Source organism: Mycobacterium sp. 48b (assembly GCF_048282725.1).
Classification (GTDB): domain Bacteria; phylum Actinomycetota; class Actinomycetes; order Mycobacteriales; family Mycobacteriaceae; genus Mycobacterium.
The window spans coordinates 1,682,070-1,694,763 of sequence record NZ_JBLVUL010000001.1 but is presented as its reverse complement, the minus strand read 5'-3'; the positions used below and the strand labels follow the sequence as shown (position 1 = coordinate 1,694,763).

The 12,694-nt window shown below is 65.1% G+C and carries 15 protein-coding genes; 13 read left to right on the top strand and 2 right to left on the bottom strand.

The annotated features are described in order from the left end of the window. Positions 1-12: 12 nt before the first annotated feature. Entirely contained in the window at positions 13-1,086 is a 1,074-nt protein-coding gene (locus ACNQR1_RS07960; protein ID WP_418045329.1) for a dihydrodipicolinate reductase, read from the bottom strand. Positions 1,087-1,104: 18 nt separating this feature from the next. After that, positions 1,105-1,893: an SDR family NAD(P)-dependent oxidoreductase gene (locus ACNQR1_RS07955; protein ID WP_418045327.1), complete on the bottom strand. Its 789-nt coding sequence runs from the start codon at positions 1,891-1,893 to the stop codon at positions 1,105-1,107. 59 nt (positions 1,894-1,952) lie between these two features. Between ACNQR1_RS07955 and ACNQR1_RS07950 the strand changes: the two genes are divergently transcribed. The 13 genes from ACNQR1_RS07950 (at position 1,953) to ACNQR1_RS07890 (ending at position 12,669) form a co-directional block, all read left to right on the top strand. After that, positions 1,953-2,684, top strand: coding sequence for a hypothetical protein (locus tag ACNQR1_RS07950; protein ID WP_418045325.1), 732 nt, complete (start codon positions 1,953-1,955; stop codon positions 2,682-2,684). 56 nt (positions 2,685-2,740) lie between these two features. Beyond that, entirely contained in the window at positions 2,741-3,343 is a 603-nt protein-coding gene (locus tag ACNQR1_RS07945; protein WP_418045323.1) for a TetR/AcrR family transcriptional regulator, read from the top strand. Positions 3,344-3,494: 151 nt separating this feature from the next. Further along, positions 3,495-5,024: a nitric oxide reductase activation protein NorD gene (locus ACNQR1_RS07940; RefSeq protein WP_418050314.1), complete on the top strand. Its 1,530-nt coding sequence runs from the start codon at positions 3,495-3,497 to the stop codon at positions 5,022-5,024. Then, the gene (locus ACNQR1_RS07935) at positions 5,021-5,821 is read left to right on the top strand and encodes a CbbQ/NirQ/NorQ/GpvN family protein (RefSeq protein WP_418045321.1); all 801 of its coding nucleotides are present in this window, start codon (positions 5,021-5,023) and stop codon (positions 5,819-5,821) included. The genes ACNQR1_RS07940 and ACNQR1_RS07935 overlap by 4 nt, the downstream gene beginning before the upstream one ends. A 15-nt stretch (positions 5,822-5,836) precedes the next feature. After that, the gene (locus tag ACNQR1_RS07930; RefSeq protein WP_418045320.1) at positions 5,837-5,968 is read left to right on the top strand and encodes a hypothetical protein; all 132 of its coding nucleotides are present in this window, start codon (positions 5,837-5,839) and stop codon (positions 5,966-5,968) included. Beyond that, the gene (locus ACNQR1_RS07925) at positions 5,965-6,699 is read left to right on the top strand and encodes a hypothetical protein (protein WP_418045318.1); all 735 of its coding nucleotides are present in this window, start codon (positions 5,965-5,967) and stop codon (positions 6,697-6,699) included. The genes ACNQR1_RS07930 and ACNQR1_RS07925 overlap by 4 nt, the downstream gene beginning before the upstream one ends. A 32-nt stretch (positions 6,700-6,731) precedes the next feature. Next, positions 6,732-7,157 (top strand): hypothetical protein, encoded by a 426-nt coding sequence (locus ACNQR1_RS07920; protein ID WP_418045316.1) that lies wholly within the window; start codon positions 6,732-6,734, stop codon positions 7,155-7,157. 8 nt (positions 7,158-7,165) lie between these two features. Continuing rightward, positions 7,166-8,386 (top strand): cytochrome P450, encoded by a 1,221-nt coding sequence (locus ACNQR1_RS07915; RefSeq protein ID WP_418045314.1) that lies wholly within the window; start codon positions 7,166-7,168, stop codon positions 8,384-8,386. Then, positions 8,383-9,432: a dihydrodipicolinate reductase gene (locus tag ACNQR1_RS07910; RefSeq protein WP_418045312.1), complete on the top strand. Its 1,050-nt coding sequence runs from the start codon at positions 8,383-8,385 to the stop codon at positions 9,430-9,432. The genes ACNQR1_RS07915 and ACNQR1_RS07910 overlap by 4 nt, the downstream gene beginning before the upstream one ends. Continuing rightward, entirely contained in the window at positions 9,425-10,483 is a 1,059-nt protein-coding gene (locus tag ACNQR1_RS07905) for a dihydrodipicolinate reductase (RefSeq protein WP_418045310.1), read from the top strand. The genes ACNQR1_RS07910 and ACNQR1_RS07905 overlap by 8 nt, the downstream gene beginning before the upstream one ends. Next, the gene (locus ACNQR1_RS07900) at positions 10,480-10,893 is read left to right on the top strand and encodes a hypothetical protein (RefSeq protein ID WP_418045308.1); all 414 of its coding nucleotides are present in this window, start codon (positions 10,480-10,482) and stop codon (positions 10,891-10,893) included. The genes ACNQR1_RS07905 and ACNQR1_RS07900 overlap by 4 nt, the downstream gene beginning before the upstream one ends. After that, positions 10,886-12,103 carry a cytochrome P450 gene (locus tag ACNQR1_RS07895; RefSeq protein WP_418045306.1) on the top strand — a complete coding sequence of 406 codons (1,218 nt, stop codon included), beginning with the start codon at positions 10,886-10,888 and terminating at the stop codon, positions 12,101-12,103. The genes ACNQR1_RS07900 and ACNQR1_RS07895 overlap by 8 nt, the downstream gene beginning before the upstream one ends. Further along, positions 12,100-12,669, top strand: a complete 570-nt coding sequence (locus ACNQR1_RS07890) for an isomerase (protein ID WP_418045304.1) — start codon at positions 12,100-12,102, stop codon at positions 12,667-12,669. Before ACNQR1_RS07895 ends, ACNQR1_RS07890 begins: the two co-directional genes overlap by 4 nt. Positions 12,670-12,694 lie beyond the last annotated feature (25 nt).

Sequence of the window (12,694 nt, the reverse complement as noted above, 5' to 3'; positions counted from 1 at the left end):
CATCGCGAGCAATCACCACATCAACCCACGGATCAGCGCGGTCGGCGGGATATCCTCGGCGGCAATCAATCCCGCCGGAGCGTCGCACACCCAATCGATCGCGTTCACCACGCGAGCCGCCGTGGACACACATCCGGCGTCGGTCACGTCGAGCGTCGGATGGGACAGCTCAGTGCTCATCTCGATGCGGGGCTCGCCCTCCACGATCACCTTGTGCACGCCGGACTGACCGTCGGGCGGATACTCCCAATCCGGCGCCGCCGCCGGGGTGAGCCGGGTGGTGTGCTCGACGGTGATGACCGGAACGCCGCCGCGTATGCCTTCGGCGGCAAATCGCGTGCCGGCCAGCTGCCCGGGCTCGACGGTCATCATGGTGCACTCGATGCGCTCTGTTGCGTACCACGGCTCGAACCGCTGGACGACGTCATCGAGTTCCACCCCGAGACGGTCGGCGAGATTCCGTACCAGGCCGCCGAACATCGACGTGATCACTCCCGGTTGGAATGCCATCGGCAGCTCGTCGTCCGGGATGGTGCCGAAACCCATGGCGGTGCCGGTGTATTCGTAGTCGTCGTAGTTGCCGTAGTCGAAGATCTCCTTGACGGTCACCGACTCGGCGCGCGTGACCAGGCTCAGCGCGGCGTACACCGCGGTGTCCCCCGAATATCCGGGGTCGATGCCGTTGACATACAGCGACGAGTTCCCCGCCGAACATGCCTCCTCAAGCGGCACCCGCAACCAGTCGTCGGCCTGGCGCGGTGTCACCAGCCACACCATGGAGGTTCCGACGACGTTGATCCCGGCCGCCAGGAACCGCGACATCTGCTCGATTGCCTCCATCGGCCGCGTCTCACCCAAGGCCGTGTAGACCACGCAATCGGGCCCGAGGGCGATGAGCGCGTCGATGTCGTCGGTCGCGACGACACCCGTCGGCTCGCCGTGGCCACACAACTCGGCGGCGTCGCGTCCGATCTTGTCCGGGCCGGAGGCGTGGACACCGACCAGCTTCAGGTCCGGTCTCCCGATGATCGCCGCCAGCGAATGCCTACCGACATTGCCGGTGGAGAATTGGACCACTCTGCGCATCGTCAAACCTGTTCCTGCTCAGTAGTCGGGGATCGGCAACGGCGAGTTGTTCGAGTCGATACCGCCGTCGACGTGGAAGATGGCGTTCGTTGCGTAGCAGTCGCGCGTGGACAGATACACGCACAACCTTCCGAGGTCCTCCACATCGCCGAGGCGATGCAACGGCGTCGCCTCCTTCATCTTCTCCATCGACCCGGGTAACAAGTCAAGGCTTCCTTGTAAACCATCGGTCGCGAACGACCCCAGCGCGATGGCGTTCACCCGGATCTTGGGCGCCAACTCCTGCGCCATCGCGCGGGTGAGCGCCTCAAGGCCACCCTTGGCCGTGCAGTAGGCGGTCAACGCTCGGATGCCGAACCGGGCAGACCCCGAAGAAATGTTGACGATCGAGCCGTGTCCGGCCGCGATCATGTGCGGTGCGACGAGTTGACTCATGATGAAGGCCGACGTGACACACCAATCGAAGGTGTGCCTGAAGTCCTCGTCGGTGATGTCGAGGAATCGCGCATACGTGGATCCGCCGACGTTGTTGATCAGGATGTCGACGCGGCCGAACCTCTCCATGGCGGTGCCCACCACCCGTTCACCGTCGGGTCGGCTCATCGCGTCGGCGACCACCGCCACACCCTTGCCGCCTGCGGCCTCGATGCCTTCGATGGTCCCGACGATGTCGGATTCCGTTCTCGCCGTGCCGACTACGGTGGCACCGGCCTCCGCCAGCACTCGCGCGATGCCTTGCCCGACGCCCTTTCCGGCGCCGGTGACGATCGCGACCTGACCTTCCAGGCCGAACTGCTCCATTGCCATGCGATTCCCCCTCCGGCAGCCGATTGACTACCTCAGTTGGTTGACTATAGTCAGTCGACATGACCTTGCCAACGTTCAATCTGAGGCGTGGAGGCAGTAGGGACGAGGTGGCGCGCCCCTCCACCGGCGGACTCGACGAACACCTCGAAGCCTCGCTGCGTGCACAGCGCCAGGCCGACAAGTGGCTCATCTCCGGCAGCCTGCTCATCGGCACCGCGGCCCTCGGCATCTTCGGCCTGCCACTCTTCCTCCGGGGTGTCTGGCTGCTTCGCAAGGCTCAGCGCGACGGGTTGTCCGTCCGGCCGATGCTGGTCACGCTGATCGGCTATCTGGTCATCATCGACGCCGCGATCAACACCGTCGGCTGGGCACTCGATGTCGCCGCCAACCACACGATCCTCGCCCGAATCCTGTTGAACGGCTGGGGTGCAATGTTCGACGCCGGCTACTTCTGGCACTACAACGAGCTGTGGATCGGGGGCGCCGCCGGACCCGGCGAAAAGGCGATGGAAGTCGGCATGATCCTCACCGTCTTCACCATGCGGATCGCCGCGGGTATCGGCTTCCTGCAGATGAAGCGGTGGGGCCACCAGTGGATGATCATCACCTGCTGGATGGGGATCGTCATCTGGTGTCTCTACGTGTTCAACATGACGATGTTCGCCGATGTCCGCTTCGCCGGCGTCGTGCTGCCGGTCGTCGGGTGGTGGCTCTACGACATCTTCTACATCACCCCGTTCCTCGCGATCCCATACCTGCATTCGGTGAACCGCGAGATCTTCTCCGACTAGTCCAATGACTTCACTCATTGACTGTAATCAGTAACTGAGTTAGAAATGAGCGGACCATGACGCCACAGATCAAGCAGTCGGCGCGCGAGTTGCGCCGACTGCAGACGCGGGAACGGATACTCGGCGCGGCCATCGCCGAGTTCCAGGCGGCGGGCATGGCCGGCGCGGATGTCGGCGCGATCGTCAGTGCCGCGGGCGTCGCTCACGGGACCTTTTTCTTCCACTTCCCCAGCAAGGAGCACGTCCTGCTGGAACTGGAGTGTCGCGAAGAGACACGCATGGCAGCCGAATTCGCCAACTTTCTGCAGAACGCGCATGATCTCGCAACGGCGCTGACCGAGCTCGTCCGCCTGGTGTGCAGCCTGGAACAGCGATTCGGACCGCTGTTGTTCAAAGAACTTCTTGCGCTGCACTTCTCGCCGACGCGTCCCACCAAGGACGAATGGAGCGACCATCCGATGATCGTTCTGCTCGTCCGTGAGATCGAGCGTGCCCGCGGCGACGGCGAAGTGCATCCCGAGGTCGACGCCTTCTACAGCGCCGCGTTCTTCCTCCTGGGGATCTACGGCGTCCTGACCACCACCGCCAACAGCGAGCACCGTGACGCGATGCTGGCCAACTTGGTCATCACCGCACGACGAGGACTGGAGATCCGATGAATCACCCCTTCTGCGAGGAGAACTGACGTGGCCGGCTGGATCTGGGAGATACTCCGCTACGTGGCCGCCTGGGGCGGTACCGGCTTGATCATCTGGTTCTGGTACTGGATGTTCTCCAACATCGGCACCTTCTGAAGGCGTGACGCAGCAGATGCCCGAACTCGACGAAGCCCATGCCATGGCGACCGAGCGCAGTTGCGCCGTCACCGCCGTGGCGCTGAGCGACCAGCGCCGCACCGGGGCCCGCCTGGTCAGCGGGCAGCACCGCGGCTTCGGTCTGAGTTCCCTGCTCGACGTCGTGCACGTGCCCTATCCCCCGCATCGTGACTGGACGCGGCGAACGCTGACATGCGGTGTGGCACTGCAGTGTTCGCCGTCCAAAGAGCGCATCCTCGACTACCGGGTCAACGAGCTCTCCTCCCGCGAACTGGCCGCGCTCACCCTCGTCGAGGCCGGTGTCGCGCTGGGCTGGGTCGCCGAGAACTGGCCCGGATTGCTGGCCGACCTGCGCGCAGCGCTGCCGCACCTGGAGCCGGTGAGCGCGGACATGGACGCCAAGGAGATGCTGAACCGGGCCATCGCCCTTGCGCGTACCTCACAGCAGTTCTCCATCGACCCACTGCTCGGCAGCCTGCCCCGGGCATACACCCTGCCGCAGAGTCTGTCCGACAAGCTGCGCCGCACGTTCGGGCGGCTGCCGTGGACTACGAACCAGAAGCGCTCGCCAGCACCACATTCCGTCCCCGCCGGCGGGGACGGAGGGGTCCGCAACTCGAACCTTCCCCCACCCAGCCGGCCTCACGACAACGACCTCGACATCACCCCCGACCACCGGCCGGGAATTCCCTACCCGGAGTGGAACGCGTGGACGAAGAGCTTCATGCCGGACCACGTCGCGGTTCTCGAACAGGCACGCGCCGGCCGCGACCGGCAGCCCGGCACAGTCGCCGTGGATGTCCGGAAGTGGTTCGAGGAAAACACCCATCGGGCGATGAAGAGCCGGCTCGAAGACGGCTCCGACCTCGACGTCGACCAGTACGTCAACCATTTCATCGACCTGACGACCGGTGAGGCGGTCGAACCGCGCCTCTTCCGTGAGCTGTTGCCCGCCAGCCGCGACGTGACAACCGCGCTGCTCCTCGACGGCAGCTCCTCGCTGGGTGTGCACGGGGGCAAGATCTTCAAACTCGAGCTCGCCTGCGCCGACGCCCTCTCCCGCGCGATGACGTCGGCCCGGGAACGCCACGGCATCTTCACGTTCACCGGCAACACCCGCCATCGCGTGGAAGTCAGCTGCCTCAAGGACTTCGCGGACCGCCGTTTCGTCCCGCCCGGCAGCCTGGGCCTGTCCACCGGCGGCTACACCAGACTCGGTGCGCCGCTGCGACATATGACCAGCCGACTGCTCGCACAGCCTTCGGAGCGGAGGTTGGTCATCGTCATCGGTGACGGCCTGATCTCGGACGAGGGCTACGAGGGCCGCTACGCGTGGGCTGATGCCGCACACGCCGTGGAGGAAGCCAACGACGCCGGCGTCTCGATGTACTACGTCGGTGTCGGACCCGTCCGCGTCGATCCCCTTCCGGAAGTGTTCGGCCCCAAACGGTCCCAACGCATCCGCCGAATCGAAGAACTACCCCGCGTCCTCGCCCATGTCCACCGGGAGCTGGTATCCGCATGACCGACACGTATTACGCCAACGCCAACGAGGTTCAGCTGTTCGAGCAGGCCTGCCGCCAGCGCCTGCCGGTCATGCTCACCGGCCCGACAGGATGCGGCAAGACCCGCCTCGTCGAGCACATGGGACTGCTGCTCAGCCGTCCGGTCGTCACCATCAGCTGCCACGACGACCTGACCAGCTCGGACCTCGTCGGCCGGTTCATGGTCACCGGCGGTGACGTGGTCTGGACCGACGGGCCCCTTACGCGGGCCGTCAAGACCGGGGCGATCTGCTACCTCGACGAGGTCGTCGAAGCGCGTCACGATTCGTTGGCCGTTCTGCACTCGCTCACCGACCACAGGCGCACGCTCTACCTGGACCGTGCGGGTGAAGTAGTCCATGCGCCAGACACTTTCATGCTGGTCTGCTCCTACAACCCCGCCTACCGCAGCTCACTCAAGGAACTCAAACCATCGTTCCGACAGCGTTTCGTCACGCTGCCGATGCGGTACCTGCCGGCCGAACGCGAGGCAGAGGTGATCGTTGCCGAGGCCGGCGTCGGACTGCCCACCGCACAGCGACTGGTCCGGTGCGCCACCGCGATCCGTACCGCGGACGAAGCGTTCCACTTCGAACCGCCCTCGACTCGGGTACTCGTCACGGCGGCACACCTGATCGCCGCCGGTGCAACGGAACTCGAATCCGCAGAGGCCTGTGTTCTCGCCCCGCTCTCCAGCGACGGCGCCATCACCGAAGGGCTGCGGGAGGTCGCGTCCGCGTGCCTCTCCGCAGCCGATGCCGGCAGCTCAAGCGTCTAGGAAGGAATCGCCGCCATGGTGGATCAGAAGGAACGCAACCGCAAGAAAGCCCTCATCGTCCTGCAGGTCGTCATCTACGGATACCTGCTGGCGATGTTTCTCATCCAGCTGTACATGTCGTTCACCCGAGGCTGGTGGGACCTGTGAACATCCCCCTGTTGAACCGGAAGCCGGGCGCCACCGTCACCGCATCCGTCCCGGCGGAGGGTTCGCTCAATCTCGAGGAACATCACGAACAGTCCCGGCTGGCACAACGGCGGGCCGACAAATGGATGATCGTCGGTGCGGCACTGATGGGTATGTGGGCACCCGGGCTCATCGGCTTTCCCATCTTCATGCGCGGTGTCTGGCTACAGCGCCAGGCCCTGCGCGCGGGATATTCGGTCCGGCCGATGATCGTCACGCTCATCGGGTATCTCGTGCTGATCGACGGCATGCTCAACAGCCTCGGCTGGGCCCTCGACCTGGTCGCCAACCACACGCTGATCAACCGCGTGTTGATGGTGGGCTGGGGCGCGATGTTCGACGCCGGATACTTCTGGCACTACAACGAGCTGTGGATCGGGGGCGCCGCCGGACCGGGCGAGAAGTCCATGGTGTTCGGCATGATCCTCACCGTCTTCGCGATGCGGTGCGCCGCGGCCATCGGCTTCCTGCAGATGAAGCGCTGGGGCCACCAATGGATGATCATCACCTGCTGGATGGGCGTGCTCATCTGGTGTCTGTACGTGTTCAACATGACGATGTTCGCCGATGTTCGTTACGCAGGCGTCGTGTTCCCGGTCATCGGGTGGTGGCTCTACGACATCTTCTACATCACCCCCTTCCTCGCCATCCCGTACCTGCACACGGTGAACCGCGAAATCTTCTCCGACTGAACGTAATTCATGCAGCACTTAGGAGAGACACTGTGACGACCACACCTGAAACCACCGAAGACCAGCAATCGGAAGACCTCCCTCCCGGCACCACGCCCTACTACGCGCGCATGCACAAGTGGATCAAGCGCGCGGTCCTGGTGTGCCTGGTCGCCCTTGTCGTCGAGGGCGCCTTCACCCTGCCGTTCATGGCGGTCTACTACGGCTACCCCACCTTGAGCCTGACCCAGATCTGCAGTGAACTGCTCAAGGTCCGCTATTCCGACGACACCCTCGAATGCAAGGTCCCCTACCCGGCATTCGGGCCGCCTGAGGGAGCCGAGGGCAAGGACACCGCGCAAGACGAGTGGGGCATCCAGCCGGTACCCAAGTACCACCGGATCGGTTTCCGCGAACTGGTCCGGATCCATGACGAGCGCGAGGCGCGCCAAGCCGCCGAACAGCAGCCGAGCCCGTAGGAGCCCCCGTGCCGGAGTCACTCGAACGCCATGCCGAGAACTGGGATCTACGCCACCAGGATTTCAACGACAACGACTTCCTGTACGACGTCTACGAGGTGATGCGACGGCAATCGCCGTTCGCGCGCACCGACAAGCCATTTCTCAGCGCGACGCCGGCGGGCGCGTGGGTGGCGGTGCGCTACGCGGAGTGCGTCAAGATCCTGCAGGACTGGGAGCACTTCTCCAGCAACCCGACGCCCGAGGGCGCCGAGCAGCTCGCCGGAGACCTGGTGATCACCCTAGACCCGCCGCGGCAGCAGAAGTTCCGCAAGGTCCTGAACCCGTACTTCTCCCCAGCGCGGATGAAGGCGCTGCGACCCGAGATCGGCGCCGAGACCGACCGGCTCATCGACGAACTCATCGAGAATGGCTCCGGTGACCTGGCCCAGATCGCCTGGCGCCAGCCCGGAATCGTGTTCTTCAAGTATCTGCTCGGCATGCCGATCGAAGACGTGCCGCTGTGCGTCGAACTGACCGACACGGCGCTCAACGGCACCACCGAGCAGGACCGGATGGGCGCCTGGGGCGGGCTGTATCAGCACCTGCACGACGCCGTGACCGCACGTATGGACCAGCCACCTCGTGACGACATGATCGACGTCCTGCTGTCCGCGGAGATCGACGGAGAGAAGCTGTCTTTCGGCGACGTTGTGTCCAACGCCATGCTCCTGGTCCAGGCCGGTCTCGAGACCACAGCCAGCGCAATGTCTTTCGCCTATCACTACCTTGCCACCAACCCGGCCGAGCGCGATCGCCTGATCGGCGATCCAGAACTCCTCACCCGTGCGGTCGAGGAGTTCATCCGGTTCGCCGGGTCGATCCACGGCATCCCCCGCACCGTGGCCAAAGAGGTGGAACTGAACGGATGCACCTTCTCGCCGGGCGAGTCGGTCATCGTCAACTATGCCGCCGCCAATCGCGACGAGCAGGAGTTTCCCGACGCGGACCGGTGCATCCTCGACCGCCGGGAGAACCGGCACCTCGGTTTCGGCGCCGGCGTGCACCGCTGTCTCGGCTCCAATCTGGCTCGTCTGGAATTCCAGGTGGGCCTGGAGCGGGTGCTGTCCCGGATGCCCGATTTCACCCTCGCAGGAGATGAAGTCGCACGATTTCATGGCAACTCCGTCACCCGCGGATTCCGCTCGGTACCAGTCACTTTCACGCCCGGCACCCGGACTGTCACATGACCTACCGGGTCGTGCAGTGGACGACGGGCAACGTGGGTCGCAAGTCAGTCCACGCCATCGTCGCGAACACCGATCTCGAGCTCGTCGGGTGCTACGCCTGGGCATCCGACAAGGTGGGCAAGGACGTCGGAGAACTCTGCGGCATTGAACCGCTGGGTGTGGCAGCCACCGACGACGTCGACGCGCTCCTGGCCCTGCAGCCGGACTGCGTCGTCTACAACCCGATGTTCGCCGACGTCGATGAACTGGTCCGCATCCTCGGTGCCGGCATCAACGTCGTCACCACCTCCGAGCTCATCAACGGCCACAATCTGGGCGACGCCCGCGATCGTGTCATCGACGCCTGTAACCGAGGCGGCTCAACCATATTCGGCAGCGGCATCAACCCGGGCTTCATCCAGTTGTTCGCCGTCGTCACCGCGGGCATCTCCGATCGCGTCGACCGGATCTCCATCCTGGAGTCGTTCGACACCACGATCTACAACTCGCCGGCCACCGAGATCCCGATGGGCTTCGGCTATCCCATCGACCACCCCGACCTGCAGGCAGTCACCGAGAAGGGATCAGGCATCTTCCGCGAAGCGGTCCAGCTCGTCGCGGGCGCGCTCGGCGTCGAGCTGGACGACATCCGGTGCGATGCCAACTACGCCCAGACCACCGAAGACCTGGATCTGCCGGGCGACTGGACCATCTCCGCCGGCTGCGTCGCCGGTATCGACGTCCGGTGGGTGGGCACGGCCGGTGAGCGCGACGTGATCGAGATCCGTGGCGTCTGGACGAAGGGCCAGTCGCTGGATCCGGCCTGGTCGACCGCGTTCGGTTACACCGTCACCGTGGAGGGCCGGCCGACCATCAAGAGCACCTTGAGCTTTGAACCTCCCCCGGACTTCGTAGCCGAAACCATCGAGGACTTCATCATGCTCGGGCTGACGATCACCGCCATGCCCGCAATCACCGCGATCCCCGCGGTGGTGGTCGCGCCCCCGGGCATCGCCACCTACAACGACCTGCCCCTACTACTGCCCCGAGGTGTGCTCAATGTCTGACAAGACCTACCGGATCATCCAGTGGATGACCGGCGACGTCGGCCGGGCCGGCGTGCGGCACTTCGCCGCGAGCCCGGTGTTCGACCTCGTCGGTGTCCTGGTGCACAGCGAGGACAAGGTGGGCAAGGACGCCGGTGTGATCGCGGGTATCGCACCGATCGGTGTGACCGCCACCGACGACGTCGACGCCATCGTCGCGCTCGATGCCGACTGCGTGTTCTACACGCCGATCATCATGGACGTAGACACCGTGTGCCGGCTGCTACGGTCCGGCAAGAACGTGGTGACCACGAGCGGGTTCTTCCATCCCGCACCGGATTTCCGCGAGCCCGCCGAGCAGATCCGAGCCGCCTGCGCCGACGGCGGGACCTCGTTCCACGGCGGTGGTATCCATCCCGGTTACGCCGGGGACATCCTGCCGCTCACCCTGGCCCGGGTGATGAGCCGGATCGACACCATCCATGTGTACGAGGTCGTCGACGTCCTGAAAGACGCCCCGATGGACCACATCGACTGGATGGGGTTCGGCAAGGACAAGGACAAATTCCTCACCGAGCCAACAATTCTGGGTCTCGGCCTGCCGTTCTTCGCCCAATCGATGCACATGATCGCCGACGGCCTCGGCGTGACCATCGACGAGGTGACCGCCGCCGAAGTCGAAGTAGCGACTGCTGCCGAGGACATCCCCCACGACGAGGGCGCTATCCCGAAGGGCACCGTCGCCGCGCAGCGCCACGAATGGACCGCGTGGGTCGGCGGGCAGCCGCTGATCGTCTTCCACGCGATCTATGTGACGGCCGGCCCCGACAAACTCGAACCGGCATGGGATTGGGGCGAGACCCGGTACGAGATCGTGATCGAGGGCGACCCGCCCACCGAGCTGATCCTCAAAGGTGTCCGGCAGCCCGACGGCTCCATGGCCCATCCCGGCTACGACTGGACGGCCATGGGAGCGATCAACGCGATCCCCGATATCTGCGATGCGCCGCCCGGCTGGCACAACCACCTCGACCTCGGGCTCGTCCGGCCTCGCGGACTCGTCCGTCGATGACCTCCCGGCCCGCACTGCACCATGTCGTGTTCGCGGTTGCCGCGGAGCGGACAGCCGACATGGTGCAGATGTTCACCGATCTCGGGTTCACTTTCAACGCAGCCGAACTCACCGACCTCGGCGTCCATGTGCACCTGGACTGGGACCGCGGCGTCGAGCTGATCAGCCCACTGCCCGGTTCGACGGCGTCGGTTGCGGCCTCTGTCGACGACTTCCTCGACCGCCACGGCGATGGCGTCTACACAGTGGTTGTCCGCGTGCCGGACGCCGCGGCGGCCGAAGCCGTGACACAGCGGTACGGGTCGGTGACCCGCTTCCGTCAGGGATTCTCCGGTGAAGGCTCCTACCTCGACGAGATCGACTTGTCCGCGCTGGGACTGCCCCTGACATTCCTGTCCACCAATGTGTAAGCCCAGTGTTTTCGACGCGGGTCTGCCGGCCCTGGACTACTCCGTCACCGACACCCCGCAGCACATCTACCCGCAGTTCCGGGCGGCCCAGGAGATCGCGCCGATCGCGCTCGGCCCGATCGGGCCCGAAGTACTGTCCTACGATATGGCCCGCGCCGTACTGCGCGATTCCCGCTTCGGGATCCCCCAGGGCATTCACCTGTCCGCCCACGGCATCACCTCAGGACCGTTGTGGGACAGGGTGACCCGCAGCATCCTGAACATGGAAGGGGAGGAACACCGCCGGTTGCGCAGCCTGGTCGCCCGGGCGTTCACGCCTCGTGCCACCGCACGCATGCACGATGCGATCCACAGCGTCGTCAACGAACTGCTCGACGATATTCAAGACGCCGGCCGGTGCGAGTTCGTGGCGGACGTCGCGCGGCCGTATCCGATTCCGATCATCTGCGCCCTTTTCGGCGCACCGCGCGAGGACTGGCAGCAGTTCTCCCGCTGGGCCGAGGACATCTTTAAAATCGTCAGCTTCGATTGCGACCTCGCGCAGGAGGAGCCGGTCGTACTGAAGGCGTGGGACGAGTTCGACGATTACATCGACGCCATGATCGCCGCCCGGCGCCGGCACCTGACCGACGATCTGCTGTCCGACCTGATCCGCATCGAAGACGGCGGCGACCGGCTGGACGCCGCCGAACTGCGAATGCTGGCGTTCTCCATCCTGATCGCCGGAACCGACACCACCCGTAGCCAACTGGCAGCCTCGATGCAGGTGCTCTGCGACCACCCCGACCAGTGGGCTCTGTTGCGGGAGCAGCCCGAGCTGGCCATGCGCACCGTAGAGGAAACCATGCGGCATTCGCCGTCGATGTGCAGCACCGTGCGCAGCGTCGCCGAGGACGCCGAGATCGGCGAGTACAGTTTTCCCGCAGGGACATTCATCATCGTCAACACCTACGCGGCCAACCGGGATCAGACCGTCTACGACGACCCGACCCGCTTCGACGTCACCCGCGACGACCCGCCGCCGATCCTGACCTTCGGTGGCGGCGTGCACTACTGCCTGGGCGCCAACCTGGCGCGACTCGAGCTCGCCGAGGCACTCACGATCCTGTCTCGACGGCTTCCGAACCCGCGGGTGGCCGGACCGGTGCCCTGGAAACCGCTGCTCGGCCTGAGCGGCCCGACCAGCCTGCCATTGGAGTTCGACCGATGACGTACAAGATCGACCCGGACGTGCTGCACACCGTGGCCAAGCAGGTCGTCGGCCTGCCACTGGAAGCCGGCGAGCTCCTCTCACACACAATCGAGCTACTCGCCGACGCGTATCCCGACCTGATCCACACCGGGCCGGGCCGGTGGGTGGGCAGCAAGGCCGGAGGAATCCTCGGCAAGGTCAGGTTCCTGTACTTCAGCCCCCGTGAGTACGTCGTACTTTTCGGGTCTCCCACCGGGACACAGGGCTTTTCAGGTCGTTACAAGCACGTCGACATCCACAAATTCCTGCTCGCGGGTCAGATCGACTCCTACGACCTCGAATCCGACGACACCGTGCCTTTGCCGACGCTGCGCCCCGGCGACCGCACCTGCCTGGAACGCGGGCATGCCCGCGGCCTGACCATCCACCCCGGATCGTGGCACCTCGAATACGGCCGCGGCGCCGTGGTGACCACTTTGCCCTTCGCGATGGTCGACACGCTGCTGTTGTCCCTGGAACTCGAATCAGTGCGGCGTTCGACGGCCGAGTTCAGCAAGCTGGTCAGCCGGCGATTTCGCCGCTGACATGGACGCACGGCCGGCACAGCGA

Bases quoted from the DNA above. Each gene is read 5' to 3' on its own strand.
- ACNQR1_RS07960 (WP_418045329.1), bottom strand. From the start codon at position 1,086: ATGCGCAGAGTGGTCCAATTCTCCACCGGCAATGTCGGTAGGCATTCG.
- ACNQR1_RS07955 (WP_418045327.1), bottom strand. From the start codon at position 1,893: ATGGCAATGGAGCAGTTCGGCCTGGAAGGTCAGGTCGCGATCGTCACC.
- ACNQR1_RS07950 (WP_418045325.1), top strand. From the start codon at position 1,953: ATGACCTTGCCAACGTTCAATCTGAGGCGTGGAGGCAGTAGGGACGAG.
- ACNQR1_RS07945 (WP_418045323.1), top strand. From the start codon at position 2,741: ATGACGCCACAGATCAAGCAGTCGGCGCGCGAGTTGCGCCGACTGCAG.
- ACNQR1_RS07940 (WP_418050314.1), top strand. From the start codon at position 3,495: ATGCCCGAACTCGACGAAGCCCATGCCATGGCGACCGAGCGCAGTTGC.
- ACNQR1_RS07935 (WP_418045321.1), top strand. From the start codon at position 5,021: ATGACCGACACGTATTACGCCAACGCCAACGAGGTTCAGCTGTTCGAG.
- ACNQR1_RS07930 (WP_418045320.1), top strand. From the start codon at position 5,837: ATGGTGGATCAGAAGGAACGCAACCGCAAGAAAGCCCTCATCGTCCTG.
- ACNQR1_RS07910 (WP_418045312.1), top strand. From the start codon at position 8,383: ATGACCTACCGGGTCGTGCAGTGGACGACGGGCAACGTGGGTCGCAAG.
- ACNQR1_RS07905 (WP_418045310.1), top strand. From the start codon at position 9,425: ATGTCTGACAAGACCTACCGGATCATCCAGTGGATGACCGGCGACGTC.
- ACNQR1_RS07900 (WP_418045308.1), top strand. From the start codon at position 10,480: ATGACCTCCCGGCCCGCACTGCACCATGTCGTGTTCGCGGTTGCCGCG.
- ACNQR1_RS07895 (WP_418045306.1), top strand. From the start codon at position 10,886: ATGTGTAAGCCCAGTGTTTTCGACGCGGGTCTGCCGGCCCTGGACTAC.
- ACNQR1_RS07890 (WP_418045304.1), top strand. From the start codon at position 12,100: ATGACGTACAAGATCGACCCGGACGTGCTGCACACCGTGGCCAAGCAG.